Origin of the sequence: Mesorhizobium sp. M1329, assembly GCF_040318035.1 — a bacterium.
Taxonomy (GTDB): domain Bacteria; phylum Pseudomonadota; class Alphaproteobacteria; order Rhizobiales; family Rhizobiaceae; genus Mesorhizobium.
In genome coordinates this window covers 1-21,372 of the sequence record NZ_JAMYLN010000014.1, presented here as the reverse complement: position 1 = coordinate 21,372, position 21,372 = coordinate 1, and the positions used below count along the sequence as shown (strand labels likewise).

Sequence of the window (21,372 nt, the reverse complement as noted above, 5' to 3'; positions counted from 1 at the left end):
CGCTCAACCGTCTCTCCTCATCTGCCGAGGCCTTCAGGCCAATTCGGCGAACAGGCTGTTGTAGCCCGTCTTCGTGATTCGTACCTGGATAATGTCACCGATTTCGCCGGCCTTTTCATCAACAATAACCGGCTGCAGCCACGGCGAGCGGCCAACCTTCTGGCCGGCCTGGCGGCCCGGCTTTTCGATCAGCGTGTCGATAGTCCTGCCGACCAGGCTTGCGCCGAAATGCTGCTGCTGTTTCAGAAGCAGCGCCTGCAGCCGCTGCAGGCGCTCGTCCTTGACGGCCTCCGGCACGTGATCGCTCATCTCGGCGCCCGGCGTGCCGGGGCGCGGAGAGTATTTGAACGAGAAGGCCGAGGCATAGTTGACGTCTTCGACCAACTGCATCGTCGCCTTGAAATCCGCCTCCGTCTCACCGGGAAAGCCGACGATAAAATCGCCGGACAGTGCGACGTCGTTCCGTGCGGCACGGATGCGGTCGATCAACGTCAGATAGTCCTTGGCCATATGCCTGCGGTTCATCGCCTTGAGTATGCGGTCGGAGCCGGATTGCACCGGTAAATGTAGATAGGGCATCAGCGCAGGCAAATCACGATGGGCGGCGATCAATTCATCGTCCATGTCGCGCGGATGGCTGGTCGTGTAGCGCAGCCGCGCCAGACCCGGAATCTCAGCCAGCCTGAACAGCAGCCGGCCAAGGCCCCATTCCTCGCCGTTTTCGCCTCTTCCGTGCCAGGCGTTAACGTTTTGGCCGAGCAGCGTCACCTCGCGCACGCCGGCATCCGCCAGGCGCTCGGCCTCGGCGACGATCTGTGCCACCGGCCGCGAGACTTCCGAGCCGCGCGTATAGGGCACGACACAGAAGGTGCAGAACTTGTCGCAGCCTTCCTGAACGGTCAAGAACGCGGTCACGCCGCGCCTGATCAGTTCGGCGCGCTTTGGCTGCGGCAGATGCTCGAACTTGTCCTCGACGGCATAGTCGGTCTCGACGATCTTTTCGCCGCTCCGTGCCCTCGCCAGCACACCGGGCAGCCGGTGATAGGTCTGCGGGCCGATGACCAGATCGACGGCCGGCGAGCGGCGGATGATCTCAGCACCCTCGGCCTGCGCCACACAGCCGGCGACGCCGACCAGCATTTCGCGCCCGGTCTTGGCACGTTCCGCCTTCAACTCACGGATGCGCCCAAGTTCGGAATAGACCTTTTCCGCCGCTTTCTCGCGGATGTGGCAGGTGTTGAGCAGCACCAGATCGGCCTCGCCGATGGCATCGGTCGCGGCATAGCCATCGGCCGCCAAAGCATCGGTCATGCGCTGCGAATCGTAGACGTTCATCTGGCAGCCATAGGTCTTGACGAAGACCTTCCTGGTCGCGGCAGCCGGAACGACCAGGTCTTCGGCGGCAGCGCCGATGTCGTCGCGCTCTATCGTGTTCAATTCCATTTCGCGGCTTCTAGCGCCTTTCCCTGACAAAAAACAGACGAATCTGGCCGGAACCTGCGCAGACTACCGGCTTGGGCGCGGTTCGGCGAGCGCCGCCTGCACCATCTCGCGCACCTGGCGTTCCATCTGCTTTGCCGTCTCCTTGCGGCTCGAGCCCTTGGAGAAAGCGATCGCCTCGCCAAAATGCACCTCGACGTCGAGAGCGCCCTCGGCCATCAGCACCTTGAGGTGCGGCATCAGCTCCTCGTCGCCAATCCAGGCGGCAACCGGCCGATGCCGGCGCCCGAGCGGCACGCCATGCAGGCGCGTATAGACGATCGCCACCGGCTGGATGAAGACCTGTTCGGCCGCCCCTTCAGCAATCGCCATTGTAGCGGCGCCGAACAGCGTGCTCTTGAACGGCAGGATCATGTTGCCGTCGCCGGTCGAGCCTTCGGCGAACAGCACCATGGCGTCGCCCTTGGCCATGCGGGCGGCGATCTCGCTCGCCTGGTCGCCCGACGAACGTTTGCGCTCACGTTCGATGAAGACGGTGCGCTGCAGCTTCGACAGCATGCCGATCAGCGGCCAGCCGGCCATGTCGGCCCTGGCGATGAACGTCACGTCGACCATCGACCCCAGCACCATGATGTCGGTCCAGGAGATGTGGTTGGCGGCAACCAGCAATGGGCGCTGGCCGGACAGCGCCCCCTTGACATGGATGCGCAGCCCCAGCGCCCTGACGATCATCCTGTGCCAGATCTTCAGGATGAAGGTCTCGCGCCAGAGCCCGGTCTTCATCGACAGGACCTGCAAAGGCACAAGCACCAAGGAGCCGACGACAACCAGCCCAAGCGCCAGGAAAATCCTGATTTTTCCGATCATCCGCACCACCCCGGCGTTTGGCTAGCGAAGATCGCGGCGCATGACAAGCGCGCCGGTCGGGCCGTGTTCCGGCGACTTGTAATAGTTGGCGCGCTTGCCGACCTCGCGGAAGCCGAGCCGCCGGTAGAGCGCAATCGCGGCGACATTGGTCTCGTCGACCTCGAGGAAAAGTGCCTCGGCGCGCTGTGCGTGCAGTTCACGCAGCACCGCATCCATCAATTGCCAGCCGAGCCCCTGGCGCCGATGCGAGCGTGCCACCGCGACCGTCAGTATCTCCCCCTCGCCGGCCGCCAGCCGCGCCAGCACGAAGCCGACCGGCGGCTTGGCGCCCTGTCCGGTCTCGCGCGCGGCATAGCCGAACACAGTGTCCTGCTCAAGCAGCGCGGCGAATTCGTCGGCGGTCCACGGCCGCGCGAAATCCTCGCGATGCAGCACCGACATTGCCGTGCTGTCGGCAATCGTCAGCGGCTCGATCGCATAGTCCCTGCGACGCGGCTGGAGGAAGGGAATGCGCATCAGTTTTTTTGCCTCGACAAAACAAAGCCGGCCTGCGGCTTGGCGTCCGCGCCGCGCAAATACAACGGCTTCGGCTTTTCACCATCGTCCTTAGCAGTCGCCAGCCGGGCATAGACGGCGATGTCGGCGGTGGCCCCTACCGGGCCGGTGTCAAAAGCGCGCCCGATCGAGGCGACAATTTGCGACGTCGCGGTGCCGGCGAGAACCGCAGATCTGTCGACCGCCATGGCGGCGGCTTGCGAGAGCGTGGTCACAGCCGGACCATAGACCAGAACCGACCTCTCATCGTAAAGTGCCGCGTGGATCTCCTCGCGGCCTGCATCGAGCGCGGCGAGCACGGCGCGACCGGGAAATGCCGCTCTCGCTTGCGTCGCCAGTGCCTCCAGAGTCGTCACGCCGATCGCCGGGATTTTCAGCGCCAGCGCAAGGCCGCGCGCCGCCGAGACGCCGACGCGCAGACCGGTGAAGGAGCCCGGACCCGTCGAAACGGCAATGGCGCCGAGGTCGGAATAGTCGGTTCTGCTGGTCCCCAACGCCTCTTCGATGACACCCATCAGATGCTCGGCATGACCCTTGCCGAGATCGAGCACCGAACGGCCGAGTTCTTTCCCGACCGCCGCGTCGTAGACGCAGGCGGCGCAGAGATTGGCGGCACAGTCGATGGCAAGCAATTTCATGAAGCGGCCGGTTGAGACAGTTTCGAAAACAGGTTCCCTCTGCCCGCCAGGGCTGATCCCCGCAAGGGAATAATGGATAAATCGTCGGGCGACTTGGCTTCGGCGCGGGTCCAAAATGTAAGTTTCGCCGCACGCAATCGCCACAATAGGTATCGGGACTAGCCGACCTGCTCGATACGCAGCACGTGATTGTCCCAGACATAGTCCGGCTCGGAATGGATCGAGCCACCGGCCTCGACGATCTCGCCGGCGCCGGTCGTGGCCATGAAGCTTTCCCCATCGGGTGCCACCCCGCAGACCTCGACCAACGCCTTGGTGGCGACGATGCGGCCGCTGGCCGCGTCGATCACGGCAAGCGAATTCCCCTCAGGCGAAGACACGGCGATGGTGCCGGCGGCAGGGTTGGCGGCGACCGAGCCAATATAGTTCCTGAAGCCGGAAAGCACGTCCTGCGACATGTCGAGCAGTTTCAAGTCCATGCCACGCGGCGCGCGGCCGACCAGCGGGGGACGATCGGTACCCGGCCCCCTGTACTGACAGCCGAACCAGACGGTGCCGGAGCGGTCGGCATCCATATGGCGGATCGACAGCTGGTGCAGCGCCGGCGGTAATTCGTGCTTTTCGGTGAAATCGCCTGTGAGACGGTCGACCAGCACATAGGACGGCCTCATCGTCGCAATGTTGAGCTCGGTGCGGCCGAAATCCGGATGTGTTTCGATGCCGCCATTGGCCACAGCAATCGTCCTGCCGTCGGAAAGCAGCAAAAGCTCGTGCGGACCTGTGCCGTAGGTCGGGAACTCGCCGATGCGCTTGAATTTCGCATGCGCGTCATAGACGCCGACGACGCCGGCGGCATTGTCGAAATCGTTCTCGGTTGCGTAGAGCAGCGTGCCGTCGGCCGAGAACACGCCATGGCCGAAGAAATGCCGGCCGGCAACGCTGGCAATTGTGTGCGGTTCATCGCGGCCGGTATGGTCGAAGACGACAGCAAAGGTGCCCGGCTGCCTGGCAAACACCACCGAACGTTTAGACACCGGATCGAAGGTGACGTCGTGGCCCCGATCGGGCAGATCGATCATGTGCAACAACTTGCCGGCCTCGGACAGGACGGCCGCGCCATAGCTGCCGTCGCGCTTGACGAAAGCGGTGGCGAAGACCGCGTCGGCGTCGAGTGTCTTTGCCCAGGCCGACGGCGCCATCGCCGTTATGAACCCGGCGCCTGCGGCCCTCAGGAAATCGCGCCGATCGATCAGCGGCGTCCTCATGGTCAGTCGCCATCCAGCGACGAGAACCCGGCGGTCAGGCCGAATTCGGCGGTCAGCCTGGTGCCGAGCAGGGTCGTCAGGCTGGATGTCACCAGCGAGAAATAGTCGAGCTTCCGGCGCAGCGCCGGATCGGCAAGTGCCTTGTCGATCGGTCCTCTGATCGCCTTGGCCGCCTCGATCCCGTTGGTGAGTTGGATGTGAACCGATTCCGCCATCCAGCGCGCATCGGGCGGCAGCGCGTCGCCAAGCTGCGAGGCCTGGAACAGCGCGTCCATGCCCCCCAGATTCCCGGTCAGCGAGCGGGCGGTGTTTTGCGAGCGCCAATAGATCGCCTGTTTCGGTTTATCGGCCTCCGGCTTGGCACCCAGGAAGCCTTTCAGGCGTACGTCGCGGACCATTTCCAGTTCGTTGATGAAGACGCCGACCAGTTCCGTCACCGCTTCAGTGCCGTTGTGGTAGAGCGCGTTCTGCGGACCCGGATTGGCCCAGAGCGCGGCGAAGCCGTCGGGCTTGGTCCAAGCATCGCCGACGTCGCCGGCGATTGCCTCGATATTGCCGGCAATGGCCGCGCCATAGGCGCAGCGATAGGCGTCGTCCCTGCCGGCCAATTGATCGGCGCCGTCACCGTAGAGGACGAATTCCAGTGCGCCGAGCCCTTGCATGGCGACGCTCTTTGTCGCCAGCTGGGCTGGATCGGCGGCTGTCGGATCCTTGCCGGCAAGTGCTGCCTGCACCTGCTTCAGGCCGATGCTCTTGCGGTCCGGCCAAAACAGCATGCGCTCAAGCCGGTTGTTTTCCGCGATCGGCCCCAAACGGATGATTTCCACCACCGACCAGGCATCCACGACACCCGAGAATTCGGCGCGCGCCGCATCGAGATTGTCTTGCGAGGGCGTCTTGCAAAGCGCGTGCATTGCCTCGGTCAAGCTGTCCGCATGGTCATACAGCCTGGCATAGGCCGGGCGGACGAAGCCGTCGATCGCCCGCTGTATCACATCCGAAGCCTTCACCGCCGCGGATGCCGGCAGCGCACCGGCGAGGACCAGCATCAGAGCGAGTGCAAGACGCTTCCGCATCAGAGCGACTCCAGAAACTTGATCAGCGCGGCGCGATCGGCCGCATCGGCAGCGGCAAAGCGGTCACGCGCCTTCTGGCCCTCGCCGCCATGCCACAGAATCGCCTCGGCCAGGCTGCGTGCGCGCCCGTCATGCAGGAAGAAGGTGCTGCCGCTGACGGTCTGGGTGAGTCCGATGCCCCACAGCGGCGGCGTGCGCCATTCACTTCCCGTGGCCTCGCCCACCGCCTGTCCGTCGGCAAGGCCGGGTCCCATGTCATGCAGCAGGAAATCCGAATAAGGCCAGATCAGCTGGAAGGCCTGCGCCCTGTTCGGGGTGCCGCGACGGGTGACGAATTTCGGCGTATGGCAGGAGATGCAGCCCATATCGTAGAACAGTTTTTTGCCGACGAGCACGTCCGGTCTGTCGAGATCGCGCCGGGCCGGCACGGCAAGGTTTTGCGAATAGAAGGTCACGAGGTCCATGACCGGCGGCGGCGCTTCGACCGGACCGAGACGCTCTTGCACACCGTTGGCTAGGGCAAGGCAGGTCTTTTCGGCGGGGGTGCAATCACCCCAGTGCTTCGGCACCTCTGGCGTCGAAATGCCGATATCGCCGGCAAAAGCATCCGCCGATTGCTGGCGGATCGATGCCGCCTGCGCCTTCCAGCCGAAACGGCCGAGCGTCAGTTCACCGCTGCTGCCGTCGCGTATTATATTGGGCCTGCCGGAAATCCCGTCACCATCGCGGTCGGCCGGGTCGGTGCGGGCAAGGATGTCGGCAGGAGCGATCTGCTCGACCAGGCCAAGGCCGATCATCGGCGGCGTCATGCGCGGCGACAGCGTGGTGTGTGGACCGAGCGGCCCGTAGGCGAGACCCTCGACCGAATAGCTCGGCTTGTGCAGCGACACCGTGCTGCCGTCCGCCAGTTTTACTTTTTGCTCCTGATAATCGACATGCATCCTGCCTTCGCCCTGCAGGCCGGCAACGGCCAATTCCTGCAATTGCGTGCCGTAGACCGGGTCGGGGAAGTTGAGCACCTTGTGATCGGCGAGCGCGGCTTTCTCCTCCTCGGTACTGGCTTCCCTTGCCAGACGCAGGAACATCGACGTGGTGCCGCTGTCGCCTTCCGGCGGATGGCCGCGGCCGTCCTTCAGATGACAGTTCTGGCAGGCGCGCTCGTTGAACAGCGGACCAAGCCCATCCGAGGCCTGTGTCGAGGATGGCGAGGATACCCAGTTCTTGCGGAAAATGGCATTGCCCAGCTTGAACGTGCCCTCTTCCTCGAAGCTGATGTTGGCAGAGGATTGCGAGAAGGCGTCCTTGTTGACGTCCTTCTTCGACGTGCCGGCGCCGCCCTGCATCAGCTCGAATTGCTCGGGCTTGGAGAAATCGCTGGTCGGCCTGGTAATGGCGATGACGCGCGCCAGATCCTTCGGCGTCAGATCCGTGCGGCTGGTGGCAAGCCCCGCCGGTTGCGGCGCCCCGGCCAGCGCCGAGGCTGTGAGCGTCGCCACCACGGCAAGAAAGGCGCCGCGAAAGATACCGTATCGCGGCATCTTCTGAGGCGGCAGGCCGCAATGCTCGGCCGGCCGCAAGCGGCGCATGAAATCTAGGGGGCGCCGCATTCCCGCATATCCTTATTCCGCCTCGTCGGCCGACGCCGCGTTGAGCTGGCCGTACTTTTCCTCGCCGATCGAGGCGAGCAGGTCGAGTTGCGTCTCGAGGAAGTCGATATGACCTTCCTCGTCAGCCAGCAATTCCTCGAACAGCTTCATCGTCACGTAGTCGCCTGCTTCGTTGCAAACTTCGCGCGAACGCTTGTAGGCGGTGCGCGCGTCATATTCGCCGGCAAGATCGGATTCGAGCACTTCCTTGACATTCTGCCCGATACGCAGCGGCGCCACGGACTGCAGGTTCGGATGGCCCTCGAGGAAGATGATGCGCGCCACGAGCCGGTCGGCATGGTGCATTTCCTCGATCGATTCAGCGCGTTCCTTCTTCGCCAGCTTGGCGTATCCCCAGTCTTCCAGCAGCCGGAAATGCACCCAGTATTGATTGACCGCCCCAAGTTCCAGAAACAGAGCCTCGTTAAGCCGCTCGATGATCTGCTGTTCGCCTTTCATGCGTTCTGCTCCCGTATTGGACGCGCAGGCCTCTGACGCGATCCAGGTGTGAAACGATGTCCACGCCACTCGCCGCCGAGCGGGCGTGGTAATTTTCGGTGACCCGAATGATCGTTTCGACCACATTTGGGAAGCAGCCGCAACAGCGACCGCGCTTGTGCATGGCATGATAGACCTTCGCCGGCACGATCAGCTGCCAGGGGTCCTCATCCAGCAGTCCGACGATCGTCTGCTCTATCTCCTTTTCGGTGATGATGTTGCAATGGCAGATCAGCATTTGTCGCTCTGGCTAACGGCGCTTCGTTGCGCCGCGTGGCTGGTGGTTTCGATAGTTTACTGGAACACCTTGTCCGGTGAATCGAGGCTGTCCGAGCCCTCGAAGGCGATGGCATTGAGCTTCAGGGTACCGACGGCGCGTTCGATCGACTTGGTCTGATCGACCAGTGCGTCGATCGCCGCCTGCACGGTGGCGTTGCCTTCCGCGTCGCCTTCTCCGATCTGCTGGTCGTAGGCCTCGCCGGCAAGCGCCCGCGCCTTGATGGCCTCCATCTTGGCGATGGTGACGTCCAGTTTGTCCGATAACTCCTTGTCAACCGCCGGGTCGGCCGCCTTGACCATGTCGGCCACCGACGGCCCCTCGACGACCGTGCCGTCAAGCCGCGTGTAGCTGCCGTGATAGGCGGCACGGATGCCGATCGCGTCATAAAGATGGGAGTTGTAGGTGTTGTCGGAGAAGCAATCGTGCTCCTCTTCCGGATCGTGCAGCAAGAGGCCGAGCTTCATCCGCTCGCCAGCGAGCTCGCCATAGGACAGCGAGCCCATACCGGTGAAGATGGTCGAAATGGCGGCGTTCGGCTCGCCATCGACAAGGTTCTTGCGGGCGGCGCCGCCTTCCTTCCAGTCGTCGACCATGTCCTTGAGATCGGAAACCAGAAGGTCGCTCGCCGATTTTAGGTACTGTCCGCGACGGTCGCAATTGCCGCCGGTGCAATTGGTGAGGTCGTAATCGGTGTAGGGCCGCTCGCCAGCCCCCGGACCGGTGCCGTGCAGGTCTTGCCCCCAAAGCAGGAATTCGATGGCGTGATAGCCGGTCGCCACATTTGCCTCGATACCGCCGGCTTCCTGCAGGGTGCCGGAGAGGAACTCCGGCGTCAGATTGGTGGCATCGACCTTCTTGCCGTTGATCTCGATCGACTTGTTGGCGATCACATTGGCGGTGTAGAGCGCGTTGGCGTCCGACTCGGTGCCGTAGCTCTTGGCGACATAGTCGGTCAAGCCTTCGTCGAGCGGCCAGGAGTTCACCTTGCCTTCCCAGTCGTCGACGATGGCATTACCGAAGCGATAGACCTCGGTCTGCTGATAGGGAACGCGCGATGCCTTCCACGCCTCGCGGGCGGCGTTCAGCGTTTCGGCCGATGGCTTGGCGAGCAGTGCATCGACAGCCTTGTCGAGCGCCTCGGCCGTGATCAGCGAATCCTCGTATTTGGCGAGCGCGATGTCGGAATAAGTCTTGATGACCGCCTTGGCATCGGTTTGCGCCTTGGCCGGCAGCACGAACACCGCCGCCGTCAGCATCGCGGTGGCGCCGATCGCCGCAAGCCTGCCGCCATACCGCGCGGTCATCATCGTTCTCATGATTGTCTCTCCTTGGGAATCAATGAAATGCCGGTGCCGCGGCGGGCAGCTGCCAGCGGGCAAAGAAGGGTCGCGCCATCGCGCGGTTCGCGGAAGAAAGACACCGAAATGCCTCCAATCGAAAGGGTTCAAGGCCCAGACATCAAAGGGATGCGCTGACGCGCGAGCTTCCATAAAACGGCGAAGACACCGGATGTCAACTGGGGGCGTAGAAAAAATTCAATTGAAACAACAGTTTAGAATTATTCTAAACTAGAACTGTCAACTTTAACGCCGATGTATAGGGTATGCCGGCGCATGACTCGGTTGACAGGCGGCCGTTCCGGGTGCGACCCGGATCGGCGCTCTTGCGAGGCGCCGGACAATCGCCACCTGGCGGGACGTCCTAGATTTGGATGAGGAATCGGGCTGTTATGAAGAACGGGGTCGTCATTGTCGGTGCGGGTCATGCGGGCGTGCAAGCGGCCGCCAGCCTGCGCGAAGAAGGCTATGACGGCCCGGTGATCCTGATCGGCGACGAAAACGAATTGCCCTACCACAAGCCGCCGCTGTCGAAGACCTTCATCAAGGATCAGCAAGCAAAGCCGCAGCCGTTGCGTGGCGAAGCTTTTTATACCGGCAGCACCATCGACTTCCGGCCAGGCATCCGGATCGAGCGCATCGACGCAGGCGGCCACAGGCTGGAGATATCAGGCGGTGGCGTGCTGCCGTTCGACCGGCTGATCCTCGCCACCGGCGCCCGGCCGCGCCTGCTGCCGCTGCCGGGTTCGGAGCTTTCCGGCGTTGTGTCGCTGCGCTCGCTCGGCGATGCCCGCCTGATCCGCGAATTGAGCGCGCAAAGCGAGGAGGTCGTCATCCTCGGCGGCGGCTTCATCGGCCTGGAGATTGCCGCGACGCTCACCGCGGCCGGCCGCAAGGTTGCGGTGGTCGAAGCGGTCGACCGGCTGCTCGGCCGCGCCGTGGCGCCGGTCATCGCCGGCCATGTGCGCCAGCGGCTGGAAGCCACCGGTGTGCGCATCCTTACCGGCACCACCATCGAACGGCTGGAGGGTGAGAACGGCCGTATTTCGGCTGCTATCACCTCATCCGGCGAAAGATTGCCGGCGCAGATGGTCGTCATCGGCATCGGCGTCGTGCCGAATGTCGAATTGGCCGAAGCCGCCGGCATTGCCATCGCCAACGGCATCCGCGTCGACCAGCAGATGCGCACGTCGGTGCCGGAAATCCTCGCCATCGGCGACGCCGCCTCCTACCGGCACTGGTTCACCGGCGGCGATGTGCGGCTGGAATCGGTACAGAACGCCACTGACCAGGCGCGGCTTGCCGCGCGCACCGTCGTCGGCCACGCCGACAATTACTCGGCGGTGCCGTGGTTCTGGTCCGATATCGGCGACATGAAGCTGCAGATGGTCGGCCTGATTGCGGGCGGCGACAGCCATGTCGTGCTGGGCGACGTGGCCGAGAACAAATTCTCGATCTACCACTACGCCGGAAGCCGGCTGCTCGGCATCGAATCGGTCAATCGGCCAGGCGACCATATGCTTGGCCGCAAGATGCTCGGCGCCGGCTTTTCGCCGTCGCCGCAGATTGTCGCGACCGGGCCCGAGGGGCTGAAGGCGGCGCTCGCCGCCTTCCAGCAGGCAGAGCCTGCCCGCGCTGCGGGATAAGATCAAACCCAATCACCCTGAATGACCGAGTTCGACCGGGAGCTGACCTTCAAAACGTATAGCGAAGTAAAGGAAACAGCGGTATTTTGACCAATTGAAATCGTCGGGGGGTGCTCATGGCTCTATTTGTCATTGGCGCAGGCATGGGTCGCACTGGCACATATTCGCTGAAGCTCGCGTTGGAGCATCTTGGGTTCGGGCCGTGTCATCACATGGCAGATGTCCACGCCAATCCCGAGCAGAAGGCGCTGTGGCGCGCCGCCGGCCAGGGACAACTCCCGACCTGGGATGCGGCATATGCCGGCTATCTTTCCGCGGTCGATTGGCCAACGGCGCATTTTTGGCGCGAAGTGAGTGACCACTACCCTGATGCAAAGGTTATCCTGACAGTTCGTGAACCGGAAGCCTGGTATGACAGCATGGTGCAAACAATAGGGCTCACGATGGATGCTGCTACCAATGATCCACAGTCCTTTGGTGTGGCGGTGGTTGGAAACACTGTCTTTGGCGGTCGATTTGATAACCGTGATCACGCAATCGCTGTCTATGAAGCACATAACGCTTCCGTGAAATCAACGCTGCCACCTGAACGCCTTCTTACTTATCAGGCCTCCGAAGGGTGGGAGCCGCTTTGTGCCTTTCTCGGTGTACAGTTGCCTTCCGAACCGTTTCCACGCACCAATTCGACTACCGAATTTCGTGCTCGCATAGGGCGTTGAACGGCGGCTTGCCGCCTATCTCGGCCCTCGCCGCAGTTGAATCTAGGCGATATCCTCGCCGCTCAGGCGGAGCGGGCCTCGCGGATCGAACTTTCCAGGATGTCGAGCGCTTCGTTCATGACGCCATCCTGGATGGTGATCGGCGCGAGGAAGCGGATGACGTTGCCGTAGACGCCGCAGGTCAGCAGGATCAGGCCCTTGTCGAGCGCCTTCACCCGGACCGCATTGGCGAGTTCCGGCGACGGCAGGCCCTTCTTCACGTCGTTGAACTCGACCGCGTTCATGAAGCCGGGGCCTCTGATATCGACGATCTCCGGCGTCTCGTCGCGGATCGATTGCAGACGCTGCTTCAGACGGTTGCCCAGCGTGTTGGCACGGTCGCAGAGCTTCTCCTCGTCGATGACGTCGAGCACCGCATGCGCCGCGGCAACGCCGATCGGGCTGCCACCATAGGTGCCGCCGAGCCCGCCGGGGTTCGGCGCATCGATGATCTCGGCACGCCCGGTGACCGCCGCCAGCGGGAAGCCGCCGGCCAGGCTCTTGGCCATGGTGGTGATGTCGGCTGCCACCTCGTGGTGGTCCATGGCGAACATCTTGCCGGTGCGGGCAAAGCCGGTCTGCACTTCGTCGGCGACCAACAGCATGCCGTGCTGGTCGCAGATCTTGCGCAATGCGGTCATGAAATCGCGCGGCGCCTCGTAGAAGCCGCCCTCGCCCTGCACCGGCTCGACGATGATCGCGGCGACGCGGGCCGGATCGACATCGGCCTTGAACAGCCGGTCGAGCGCCGCCAGCGAATCGGCGACCGACACGCCGTGCAGCGCCACCGGGAACGGCGCATGGAAGACATCCGCCGGCATGGCGCCGAAGCCGACCTTGTAGGGCACGACCTTGCCGGTCAGCGCCATGCCCATGAAGGTGCGGCCGTGAAAGCCGCCGGAAAAAGCGATGACCGCCGGCCTGCCGGTGGCGTTGCGGGCAATCTTGATGGCATTCTCCACCGCCTCGGCGCCGGTGGTGACGAAGATCGTCTTCTTGTCGAACTTGCCGGGCAGCATGCCGTTGAGCCGTTCGGCCAGCCTGACATAGCTCTCATAGGGCACGACCTGGTAGCAGGTGTGGGTGAAGCGGTCGAGCTGCGCCTTGACCGCTTCGATCACCTTCGGATGACGGTGGCCGGTGTTGACGACAGCGATGCCGGACGAGAAATCGATATAGCGCCGGCCTTCGACGTCCCAGATCTCCGAGTTTTCGGCGCGATCGGCATAGATCTGCGTGGTCATGCCGACGCCGCGCGAAATCGACTGGCTCTTGCGTTCGGAAATGGCTGAATTTGTCATCGTATCCCTCACCGGGCCAGCGCCCGCTCTCGTTTGATGGCTGTTGAGACTCTTCTGGGCTTATTTCAGGTTTTCCTCAAGTTGGCAGCATCGCCGGGCGATTGGGCCTGCCGATGCCGGTGTCGGCAGCCGAACGCCCGCCGCTCATGCCGTCCTGACAAACCCTTCGCTCGCCCGAAGCAGATTGCGCGTGTAGTCCTCGGTGACGCGGCGCTCGACGAGATCGCCGGCGGTGAGGTGCTCGACCGCTTCGCCGTTCTGCATCACCATCAGCCGCTCGCACATGTGGGTGATGATGGCGAGGTCGTGGCTGACCATCAGGAAGGTCAGCTTGCGGCGGCGCCGGATCTCCTCCAGCAGGTTCAGCACCTCGGCCTGCACCGAAGCGTCGAGCGCCGAGGTCGGCTCGTCGAGCAGCAGGATCGATGGTTCCAGGATCAGGGCGCGCGCGATCGCCACGCGCTGGCGCTGGCCGCCGGACAATTGATGCGAATAGCGAAAACGGAAACCGGTGCCCAGGCCGACCTCGTCCAGCGCCCGCTGGATGCGCTTTTCGCCGTCGGCGAAGCCGTGGATGGCGAGTGGCTCCTGCAGCAGGCGGTCGACGGTCTGGCGCGGGTGCAGCGAGCCGTACGGGTCCTGGAACACCATCTGTACCTCGCGATAAAACGCCTTGTCGCGGCGCGCGCCGAGCGTTTTGCCGTTGACGGTAATGGTGCCCGATGCGGCAGGCGCCAGGCCGGCGATTGCCCTGAGCAACGTCGACTTGCCGGAGCCGGACTCGCCGACGAGGCCGAACGATTCACCGGATTGCACCTCGAGGCTGACGCCTTTCAGCGCGCGGAAGCGGTCGAACATCACCTCCAGCCTGTCGACGGAAAGGGCTGCCGTCATGCCGCCCACTCCGGCTTGCGGTCGAGCACCGGCAGCGGGTGGCGGTCGGCGCCGATCTTCGGCATGCAGTTGAGCAGGCCGCGCGTATAGGGATGCTGGGCGCGGCCGAGCTCCGAGGCCTTGAGCTGTTCGACCACCTTACCGGCATACATGACGATGACACGATCGCAGAAGGACGAGACCAGGCGCAGATCGTGCGAGATGAAGATCAACCCCATGCCGCGCTCGCTGACCAGCCGGTCGAGGATGCCGAGCACGTCAAGCTGCACGGTGACGTCGAGCGCCGAGGTCGGCTCGTCGGCGATCATCATCTCCGGCCCGGCGATCAGCATCATGGCGATCATGGCGCGCTGGCCCATGCCGCCGGAAACCTCGTGCGGATGCAGGTCGAAGACACGGGCCGGATCGCGGATCTGCACAGCCTCCAGCATGGCCAGCGCGCGGTCGCGGGCTTCGGCCCTGGAGACCTTCTCATGCGTGCGCAGTGTCTCGACGATCTGGCGGCCGATGCTCATCACCGGGTCGAGCGAATATTTCGGATCCTGCAGGATCATGGCGATACGCTTGCCGCGCAGCGCCCGGCGCTCGCGCGGCGAGGCCGCCAGCAGGTCGATGCCGTCGAAAGCAAGCGTCTTCGCGGTCACCTCGGCCTGCGGCGGGGTGACGCCCATGATGGCGCGGCCGGTCTGCGACTTGCCCGAACCGCTCTCGCCGACGATGCCGAGCCGCTCGCGGCCGAGCGAAAAGGAGACGCCGCGCACTGCCTCGATCAGGCCGGTGCGCGTCGGGAAGGTGACGCGCAGGTCGTCGACTTCGAGAAGCGTGCTCATTGGTCACCGCTCATTGGTCGCCGCTTCGGGGGTCGAGCGCGTCGCGCAGGCCGTCGCCGAGCAGGTTGAAGCCGAGGCTGACGATGAGGATGGCAAAGCCCGGCGCGCCCGCCACCCACCACTGGTCGAGCACGAAGCGGCGGCCCGATGCGATCATCGCACCCCATTCCGGCAGCGGCGGCTGCGCGCCGAGGCCGAGGAAGCCGAGACCGGCGGCGGTCAGGATGATGCCGGCCATGTCGAGCGTCACCCTGATGATCAGCGAGGAGATGCAGAGCGGCATGATGTGGCGAAGCACGATGCGGAACGGCGAGGCGCCCATCAGCTGCACCGCCTTGATATAATCGGAATTGCGCACGGTCAGCGTTTCGGCGCGCGCGATGCGGGCATAGGGCGGCCACGAGGTGATGGCGATGGCAAGCACGGCGTTTTCGATGCCGGGGCCGAGCGCGGCAACAAAGGCCAGCGCCAGGATCAGCTTCGGAAAGGCGAGAAAGATGTCGGTGATGCGCATCAGGATCGCATCGGTCCAGCCGCCGGAGTAACCGGCGACGGTGCCGACCAGCAAGCCGATGGGCGCGGCCATGATGGCAACCAGAACGACGACGTAGAGTGTCCAGCGCGAGCCGAAGATGATGCGCGAATAGATATCGCGGCCGAGATCGTCGGTGCCAAACCAGTGCGCCGTACTTGGCGCTAGCAGCCGCGAGCCCTTGAGGTCGCCGAATGTCGGCGAATAGGGCGCCAGTACGTCGGCGAAGGCTGCGACCAACAACAAGGCGATGATGGTGAGCAGGCCGAGAAACGCCAGCCGGTTGGCGGAGAAGCGCCGCCAGGCGACATAGGCGCGGCCGAGCCTTGCCTGCACGCGCGACGCCGGCCGCTCGCTGAGCAGCCAGTCGCGGCGGGTTTGAATCGCTTCTGCGCTCATCCTGCCTTGGTCCTCATGCTGCCTTGGTCCTTGGGTCGAGCACCCGGTAGAGCAGGTCGGACAAAAGATTGATGCCGATGAAGACCGAGCCGATGATGATCGTGCCGCCAAGCACGGCGTTCATGTCGGCGTTCTGCAGCGAGTTGGTGATGTAGAGGCCGATGCCCGGCCACGAAAACACCGTCTCGGTCAGCACCGAGCCTTCCAGCAGCCCGGCATAGGACAGAGCGATCACCGTAACCATCGGCACCGCGGCGTTGCGCAACGCGTGACCCCAGATGATGCGCGTTTCCGACAGGCCCTTGGCGCGCGCCGCGACGATGTATTCCTGGGTGAGTTCGTTCAGCATGAAGGAGCGCGTCATGCGGCTGATATAGGCGAGCGAGAAATAGCCGAGCAGCGAGGCCGGCAGGATGATGTGGCGGAAGGCATCGGCAAATACGTCCCACTGCCGCTGCCAGAGTGCATCCAGCAGGTAAAAGCCGGTAACCGGCGTGAACGTGTATTCGTAGACGACGTCGAGGCGGCCGGGAAAGGCTACCCATTGCAGTTTGGCGTAGAACAGCACCAGCGCCAGCAGTCCCAGCCAGAAGATCGGCACGGAATAGCCGACAAGGCCGATGATGCGCACGACCTGGTCGATGATGCTGCCGCGCCGCACCGCAGCCAGCACGCCGAGCGGCACGCCGATCACCGAACCGATCAGTGTCCCCAGCGTCGCCAGTTCGAGCGTCGCGGGAAAGGCGCGGCGAATATCGGTCATCACCGGATTGGTGGTCAGCACCGAGGTGCCGAAATCACCGTTCAGGGCATGTTTGACATAGATGTAGAACTGCTCGACCAGCGGCAGGTCGAGGCCCATCTCGCGGCGCGTGCGTTCGACGACATTGGCCGGCGCCCGGTCGCCGAGCACCGCCAGCACCGGGTCGATCGGGATCACGCGGCCGATGAAGAAGGTCACCGCGAGCAGACCGAGATAGGTCGTTATCGCGATGACCAGGAACCGGGCGATCGATGAGGCCACGGCAACGGCGCGGGCGCCGCCGCGCCCTGCTGTCACTTCGCTTTCAGCCACACTCATACGGCGCGTCCGCCGGCGTCACTCCTTCGAGACGGGCCCGACGAAGTTGGTGTCGAAGCTCGGGCCGAGCGCAAAGCCCTTGAGGTTCTTGCGCAGGCCGGCCACTTCCAGCTGCTGGTGGATGATGACAAAGGGGCTAGTGTCGAGGATCTTCTTCTCGAGATCCTGGTACATTGCGGCGCGCTTGGCCGCGTCCTTCTCGAGCAGAGCCGCTTCGGTCTGCTTGGTCAGGTCCGGGATGTCCCAGGCGTTGCGCCAGGCCAGCGTCTTGGTCTTGCCTTCATCCGAATTGTCGGGGTTGCTAGCAAAGGTCTGGGCGTTGGAGTTCGGGTCGAAATAGTCCTGGCCCCACTGGCCGATATAGATGTCGTGGTTGCGGGCGCGGTATTTGGTCAGCGTCTGCTTGCCGTCGCCGGGGATGATCTCCAGCTTGATGCCGGCCTGTCCCAGCGTCTGCTGGATGGATTCCGCCATGCCCGTCGTCGGCTGCCCGGTGCGCACGTCCATGGTAACGCTGAAGCCGTCGGCGAGGCCGGCCTTGGCAAGCAGTTCCTTGGCCTTGGCCACGTCGAGCTTGAACGGGTTTTCGTCCAGTTCGCCGAGCACGCCCTTGGGCAGGAAGGTCTGATGGATCTCGCCGATGCCCTTGAGGATGGTCGAGCTCAAGGCATCGTAGTCGACCAGATATTTGAAGGCCTGGCGAACCTCGGGCTTGGCGAGGTTCGCGTTCTTCTGGTTGAGGCTGATGTAAAAGACCGTGCCCTTCGGCGCTGAGGTGGTGGTGAGGTCGGCGTTCTTGGCAATCGCGTCGAGATCGTTCGGTTCGAGATTGCGGGCAACGTCGATGTCGCCGGCTTCCAGCGCCAGACGCTGGCCGGAGCTTTCCTTCATGTTGCGATAGATGACCCGCGCAAGCTTTGCCTTTTCACCGTTGTAATTGTCGTTGCGCTCGAGGACGACGGCCTCGTTGGCGCGCCATTCGCGCAGCTTGAAGGCGCCGGAGCCGGCATAGCCGGTCTTCAGCCAGGCATTGCCGAAATCATTGTCCCATTTGTAGTCGGCGCTCGGCGTGACCGCGGCGACATGCTCCTTGACCAGCTTGGCGTCGACGACCGAGGCGACCGTCGCCGACAGGCAGTTCAGCACGAAGCTCGGCGCATAGGCCTTGTCGACGGTGAACTGGAACGTCGTATCATCAACAGCCTTGGCCTTCTCGGTGACGTTGCCGCCATCGATGCCGAACTGGCCGATAATAAAGGCCGGGCTCTTGTCGAGCTTGATGGCGCGCTCGAACGAATAGGCGACGTCCGCCGCCGTGATCGGATTGCCGGAAGCGAATTTGAGGCCGGGCTTGAGCTTGAATGTGTAGGTCAGGCCATCGTCGGAGACGCTCCAGCTTTCCGCGAGATCGCCCTTGACCTTGGAGGTGTCGCTGAGGTCGAGGCGCACCAGAAGATCATAGGTGTTGCCGGTGATTTCGGCGGTCGACAATTCGAATGCCTCGCCCGGATCCATGGAGATGATGTCGTCGATGGCGAAACCCTCGACCAGCGTGTCGGCGGGCGTGACCGCGAAGGCAGGCGCACCGGCCAGAAGCAGCGCGGACATGGCCGCGCCCGCGAGCAAGAAGCGGGAGCGTAGAGCAAACTTTTCCATCATCATTTTAACTGTTCCCTGTTTTTGTTGACCTGAGTTCCCGGCTCAGGGTTGTGGCATTTCTTGCCGCGTCGAACGGTGATCCCCGGACCGTCGTCTTGGCAATTTTTTGTGCGGTTCCGGTTCACCATATCCGGCGGTTTCGAGCGCGGCAACGAGCATTTGCAGAACGGTTGATTGGGCCAGACCGGCGGTGCGAAAATCCGGCTATTTCAGCGCGGTAACCAGGTCGGCGTCGGGAAAGCAGGTAGCGGAACGGCCGTTGCTGGCCTGCCATTTGCCGATCGAGCGGCGCGTCTTGAAGCCGGGCAGGCCGTCGGCGCTGCCGACATCGTAGCCCTTGGCTTCCAGCGCCCGCTGCAGGGCGGCGATGTCGGAGCGGTAGAGCCCGCCGACCGCGCCCCAATTGCCTGAGAAATTGCTGTCGCCATGGGCGATGCGATCGGCGCCATGGCCGATGAACAGGGCATAGAGATCGCTGGTGTTATACTGCTTCAGCACATAGAAATTGGGGGTGACGATGAAGGCCGGGCCGCTACGCCCGGCCGGCATCAAAAGAAAGCCCTCGGCTTTCAGTTCGCTCGCCGGGAACGGTTTACCCGACACACGCCTGATGCCCATATCAGCCCATTGCGAAATCTTCTTGCCCTGGTCGGGACCTTCGAGCGAGCACGAGACGCTGTCCGGCACCGTCACCTCGAAGCCCCAGTCGCGGCCCCTGACCCAGCCATAATCCACGAGATAATTGGCGATCGAGGCCAGTATGTCGGGCGTCGAATTCCAGATGTCGGTGCGGCCGTCGCCGTCGAAATCGACGGCATGCTTCAGAAACGATGTCGGCATGAACTGCGGCTGGCCAAGCGCGCCGGCCCAGGACGACTTCATCGCGTCGACCGGGGCAAGCCCGCGCTCGACGATCTCGAGCGCCGCGACGAGCTCGGTGCGGAAGAATTCCTTCTTGGTCGACATGAACGCCTTGGTGCCCAGCACCTCGAGGGCGTCATAAGGCATCTTCGCCGCCCCGAAGCCGCTCTCGCGGCCCCAGATCGCCAGCAGCACTTCGCCAGGCACGCCGTAGCGTTTCTCGATCGCGGCCAGCATGCTCGCATTGGCCGCCTCGCGGGTGCGGCCGCCGGCGGTCACCGCTCGGACTATCCTTTCGGCGAAATAGGCGCCCGGCGAACCGAACTCGGCCTGATGCTGCTTCTGCGGCGTCGCCGCCTTCTCGCCCGGCTTCACCAGGTCGGGCAGCTTGAGGTTCGGCTTGACGCCGTCGAAGGCGGCATCGAAGGTTTTCTTGGAGATGCCTTTGGCCTTGGCTTCGGGCCAGAGGTCGTTGCCAAGCCAGGCGCGGAACTGGTCGTCGATCTTTGAGGCGGAGGCGGGGGTGGCGAGGAGGAAGGCAAAGAGGACTGCAAGAAAGATCGCCAATCCGCAAAACCGACGTTCTGTCGCGCCCCCCTCTGTCCTGCCGGACATCTCCCCCACTTGGGGGGAGATTGCCAGCCTTGACGGCGGCGCCTTTTCTCCGGCTTTGAAGGTTAGCGAAAGCCGGCGTGACGTCCGATCTCCCCCCTCGTGGGGGAGATTTCCGGCAGGACAGAGGGGGGCGCGACGGAACGCAATCATCTCAGAACTACCCTGCAACTCGCCTCAAAACACCGTCCGCGAGCGCAGTGCGGCGGCCAGCGTGCCTTCGTCGAGATAATCGAGCTCGCCGCCGACCGGAACGCCGTGCGCCAGGCGCGTCACCTTGATGTCGAAGCCGGAAAGCTGGTCGGTGAGATAGTGCGCGGTGGTCTGGCCCTCGACCGTGGCGTTGACGGCGAGGATCACTTCCTTGACCTCGCCGCCGGCGACGCGATCGACCAGCGAACGGATGTTGAGCTCATCGGGGCCAATGCCGTCGAGCGGCGACAGCGTGCCGCCGAGCACATGATAACGCACGTTCATTGCGGTCGCCCGCTCCAGCGCCCAAAGGTCGGCCACGTCCTCGACGACGATGAGCGTAGTGGGGTCGCGGCGCGGGTCAGTGCAGATCATGCATGGATCCGAGGTATCGACATTGCCGCAGGTCGAGCAGATGCGCACCTTGTCGACCGCCTCGCCCATGGCGGCAGCGAGCGGCGCCAGCAGCTGCTCCTTCTTCTTGATGAGGTGAAGCGCGGCGCGGCGTGCCGAACGCGGGCCGAGCCCCGGCACCTTGGCCAGCAGCTGGATCAGGCGTTCGATCTCGGGACCGGCGATTCGCTTCGACATCGCACCGGTTTAGACCATGATCCCGAAAAGTGGAAACCGGTTTTCGGAAAAGATCATGGTCAAACAAGACGATAGAGCCCATTCCGATCTATCGGAATGGATCAGGGTCTAGATTTTTCAGCGGGTTTTGGAACACTGCTGAGGCGCGTGCTGTTCGGCGCGCAAGGAGGCAATCGCTTTAGGTTTGCGCCGCCCCTCATTGCCCTGCCGGGCATTTCTGCCCGTATAGTGACGGGGAGAAAGGGCCAACCGCGACCTCGGCACCCTTTTTGCAGCGCCGGAAATTGGCGAAGTCCTTGGCAAAGGCGTCCTTCTCCCCGTCACTATACCTATCGGATTCACACATTTTGCAGATTGAGTTTGGTTCCGTACTTGATGGCGTGGAATTCGGCGAGGCCGATGCGCATGACCTTG

The 21,372-nt window shown here is 63.6% G+C and carries 20 protein-coding genes; 2 read left to right on the top strand and 18 right to left on the bottom strand.

The annotated features are described in order from the left end of the window. Positions 1-33: 33 nt before the first annotated feature. From miaB to NKH21_RS16070, 10 genes are all read right to left on the bottom strand, one after another. A complete protein-coding gene (gene miaB, locus NKH21_RS16115; protein ID WP_352866166.1) occupies positions 34-1,443 on the bottom strand; it encodes a tRNA (N6-isopentenyl adenosine(37)-C2)-methylthiotransferase MiaB in 1,410 nt (469 codons plus the stop codon). A gap of 63 nt (positions 1,444-1,506) precedes the next feature. Further along, entirely contained in the window at positions 1,507-2,307 is an 801-nt protein-coding gene (gene olsA / locus NKH21_RS16110; protein ID WP_352866163.1) for a lyso-ornithine lipid O-acyltransferase, read from the bottom strand. Positions 2,308-2,328: 21 nt separating this feature from the next. After that, positions 2,329-2,823: a ribosomal protein S18-alanine N-acetyltransferase gene (gene rimI, locus NKH21_RS16105; RefSeq protein ID WP_352866161.1), complete on the bottom strand. Its 495-nt coding sequence runs from the start codon at positions 2,821-2,823 to the stop codon at positions 2,329-2,331. Then, positions 2,823-3,500 (bottom strand): tRNA (adenosine(37)-N6)-threonylcarbamoyltransferase complex dimerization subunit type 1 TsaB, encoded by a 678-nt coding sequence (tsaB, locus tag NKH21_RS16100; protein ID WP_352866159.1) that lies wholly within the window; start codon positions 3,498-3,500, stop codon positions 2,823-2,825. The genes rimI and tsaB overlap by 1 nt, the downstream gene beginning before the upstream one ends. Before the next feature lie 158 nt (positions 3,501-3,658). Further along, entirely contained in the window at positions 3,659-4,765 is a 1,107-nt protein-coding gene (locus tag NKH21_RS16095) for a DUF1513 domain-containing protein (RefSeq protein WP_352866157.1), read from the bottom strand. A 2-nt stretch (positions 4,766-4,767) separates the two neighbouring features. After that, positions 4,768-5,841 carry an imelysin family protein gene (locus NKH21_RS16090; RefSeq protein ID WP_352866155.1) on the bottom strand — a complete coding sequence of 358 codons (1,074 nt, stop codon included), beginning with the start codon at positions 5,839-5,841 and terminating at the stop codon, positions 4,768-4,770. Then, positions 5,841-7,379, bottom strand: coding sequence for a di-heme oxidoreductase family protein (locus tag NKH21_RS16085; protein WP_502911897.1), 1,539 nt, complete (start codon positions 7,377-7,379; stop codon positions 5,841-5,843). The genes NKH21_RS16090 and NKH21_RS16085 overlap by 1 nt, the downstream gene beginning before the upstream one ends. Before the next feature lie 81 nt (positions 7,380-7,460). Continuing rightward, the gene (gene bfr, locus NKH21_RS16080; RefSeq protein ID WP_023676883.1) at positions 7,461-7,946 is read right to left on the bottom strand and encodes a bacterioferritin; all 486 of its coding nucleotides are present in this window, start codon (positions 7,944-7,946) and stop codon (positions 7,461-7,463) included. Further along, on the bottom strand, positions 7,912-8,223 hold the full coding sequence (locus tag NKH21_RS16075; protein WP_023676882.1) for a (2Fe-2S)-binding protein: 312 nt from the start codon (positions 8,221-8,223) through the stop codon (positions 7,912-7,914). Before NKH21_RS16075 ends, bfr begins: the two co-directional genes overlap by 35 nt. 56 nt (positions 8,224-8,279) lie before the next feature. After that, positions 8,280-9,569, bottom strand: coding sequence for an imelysin family protein (locus tag NKH21_RS16070; protein ID WP_352866264.1), 1,290 nt, complete (start codon positions 9,567-9,569; stop codon positions 8,280-8,282). A gap of 425 nt (positions 9,570-9,994) precedes the next feature. Here NKH21_RS16070 and NKH21_RS16065 point away from each other — a divergent pair, with 425 nt between their 5' ends. Together NKH21_RS16065 and NKH21_RS16060 are read left to right on the top strand one after the other, a co-directional pair. Beyond that, positions 9,995-11,248, top strand: coding sequence for an NAD(P)/FAD-dependent oxidoreductase (locus NKH21_RS16065; protein WP_352866150.1), 1,254 nt, complete (start codon positions 9,995-9,997; stop codon positions 11,246-11,248). Positions 11,249-11,364: 116 nt separating this feature from the next. Continuing rightward, on the top strand, positions 11,365-11,967 hold the full coding sequence (locus NKH21_RS16060; protein ID WP_352866147.1) for a sulfotransferase family protein: 603 nt from the start codon (positions 11,365-11,367) through the stop codon (positions 11,965-11,967). Positions 11,968-12,029: 62 nt separating this feature from the next. Here the strand turns inward: NKH21_RS16060 and NKH21_RS16055 are convergent, their stop codons facing one another. The 8 genes from NKH21_RS16055 to recR form a co-directional block, all read right to left on the bottom strand. Then, positions 12,030-13,307, bottom strand: a complete 1,278-nt coding sequence (locus tag NKH21_RS16055; RefSeq protein ID WP_352866144.1) for a 4-aminobutyrate--2-oxoglutarate transaminase — start codon at positions 13,305-13,307, stop codon at positions 12,030-12,032. A 144-nt stretch (positions 13,308-13,451) separates the two neighbouring features. Beyond that, positions 13,452-14,201, bottom strand: coding sequence for an ABC transporter ATP-binding protein (locus NKH21_RS16050; protein ID WP_352664305.1), 750 nt, complete (start codon positions 14,199-14,201; stop codon positions 13,452-13,454). Then, positions 14,198-15,031 (bottom strand): ABC transporter ATP-binding protein, encoded by an 834-nt coding sequence (locus NKH21_RS16045; protein ID WP_352664307.1) that lies wholly within the window; start codon positions 15,029-15,031, stop codon positions 14,198-14,200. Before NKH21_RS16045 ends, NKH21_RS16050 begins: the two co-directional genes overlap by 4 nt. Positions 15,032-15,041: 10 nt before the next feature. After that, positions 15,042-15,962, bottom strand: a complete 921-nt coding sequence (gene nikC / locus NKH21_RS16040; protein ID WP_352866141.1) for a nickel transporter permease — start codon at positions 15,960-15,962, stop codon at positions 15,042-15,044. 13 nt (positions 15,963-15,975) lie between these two features. Further along, the gene (locus tag NKH21_RS16035; protein ID WP_352866138.1) at positions 15,976-17,043 is read right to left on the bottom strand and encodes an ABC transporter permease; all 1,068 of its coding nucleotides are present in this window, start codon (positions 17,041-17,043) and stop codon (positions 15,976-15,978) included. Positions 17,044-17,061: 18 nt separating this feature from the next. Further along, complete coding sequence (locus NKH21_RS16030; protein WP_352866135.1) at positions 17,062-18,705, bottom strand: ABC transporter substrate-binding protein; 1,644 nt, start codon at positions 18,703-18,705, stop codon at positions 17,062-17,064. Positions 18,706-18,906: 201 nt separating this feature from the next. Continuing rightward, positions 18,907-20,178 carry a lytic murein transglycosylase gene (locus tag NKH21_RS16025; RefSeq protein WP_352866132.1) on the bottom strand — a complete coding sequence of 424 codons (1,272 nt, stop codon included), beginning with the start codon at positions 20,176-20,178 and terminating at the stop codon, positions 18,907-18,909. Positions 20,179-20,352: 174 nt separating this feature from the next. Then, the gene (gene recR / locus NKH21_RS16020; RefSeq protein ID WP_352448580.1) at positions 20,353-20,958 is read right to left on the bottom strand and encodes a recombination mediator RecR; all 606 of its coding nucleotides are present in this window, start codon (positions 20,956-20,958) and stop codon (positions 20,353-20,355) included. Between the last annotated feature and the right edge of the window lie 414 nt (positions 20,959-21,372).

Bases quoted from the DNA above. Each gene is read 5' to 3' on its own strand.
- miaB (WP_352866166.1), bottom strand. From the start codon at position 1,443: ATGGAATTGAACACGATAGAGCGCGACGACATCGGCGCTGCCGCCGAA.
- olsA (WP_352866163.1), bottom strand. From the start codon at position 2,307: ATGATCGGAAAAATCAGGATTTTCCTGGCGCTTGGGCTGGTTGTCGTC.
- rimI (WP_352866161.1), bottom strand. From the start codon at position 2,823: ATGCGCATTCCCTTCCTCCAGCCGCGTCGCAGGGACTATGCGATCGAG.
- tsaB (WP_352866159.1), bottom strand. From the start codon at position 3,500: ATGAAATTGCTTGCCATCGACTGTGCCGCCAATCTCTGCGCCGCCTGC.
- NKH21_RS16095 (WP_352866157.1), bottom strand. From the start codon at position 4,765: ATGAGGACGCCGCTGATCGATCGGCGCGATTTCCTGAGGGCCGCAGGC.
- NKH21_RS16090 (WP_352866155.1), bottom strand. From the start codon at position 5,841: ATGCGGAAGCGTCTTGCACTCGCTCTGATGCTGGTCCTCGCCGGTGCG.
- NKH21_RS16085 (WP_502911897.1), bottom strand. From the start codon at position 7,379: ATGCCGCGATACGGTATCTTTCGCGGCGCCTTTCTTGCCGTGGTGGCG.
- bfr (WP_023676883.1), bottom strand. From the start codon at position 7,946: ATGAAAGGCGAACAGCAGATCATCGAGCGGCTTAACGAGGCTCTGTTT.
- NKH21_RS16075 (WP_023676882.1), bottom strand. From the start codon at position 8,223: ATGCTGATCTGCCATTGCAACATCATCACCGAAAAGGAGATAGAGCAG.
- NKH21_RS16070 (WP_352866264.1), bottom strand. From the start codon at position 9,569: ATGACCGCGCGGTATGGCGGCAGGCTTGCGGCGATCGGCGCCACCGCG.
- NKH21_RS16065 (WP_352866150.1), top strand. From the start codon at position 9,995: ATGAAGAACGGGGTCGTCATTGTCGGTGCGGGTCATGCGGGCGTGCAA.
- NKH21_RS16060 (WP_352866147.1), top strand. From the start codon at position 11,365: ATGGCTCTATTTGTCATTGGCGCAGGCATGGGTCGCACTGGCACATAT.
- NKH21_RS16055 (WP_352866144.1), bottom strand. From the start codon at position 13,307: ATGACAAATTCAGCCATTTCCGAACGCAAGAGCCAGTCGATTTCGCGC.
- NKH21_RS16050 (WP_352664305.1), bottom strand. From the start codon at position 14,201: ATGACGGCAGCCCTTTCCGTCGACAGGCTGGAGGTGATGTTCGACCGC.
- NKH21_RS16045 (WP_352664307.1), bottom strand. From the start codon at position 15,031: ATGAGCACGCTTCTCGAAGTCGACGACCTGCGCGTCACCTTCCCGACG.
- nikC (WP_352866141.1), bottom strand. From the start codon at position 15,962: ATGAGCGCAGAAGCGATTCAAACCCGCCGCGACTGGCTGCTCAGCGAG.
- NKH21_RS16035 (WP_352866138.1), bottom strand. From the start codon at position 17,043: ATGAGTGTGGCTGAAAGCGAAGTGACAGCAGGGCGCGGCGGCGCCCGC.
- NKH21_RS16030 (WP_352866135.1), bottom strand. From the start codon at position 18,705: ATGATGATGGAAAAGTTTGCTCTACGCTCCCGCTTCTTGCTCGCGGGC.
- NKH21_RS16025 (WP_352866132.1), bottom strand. From the start codon at position 20,178: ATGTCCGGCAGGACAGAGGGGGGCGCGACAGAACGTCGGTTTTGCGGA.
- recR (WP_352448580.1), bottom strand. From the start codon at position 20,958: ATGTCGAAGCGAATCGCCGGTCCCGAGATCGAACGCCTGATCCAGCTG.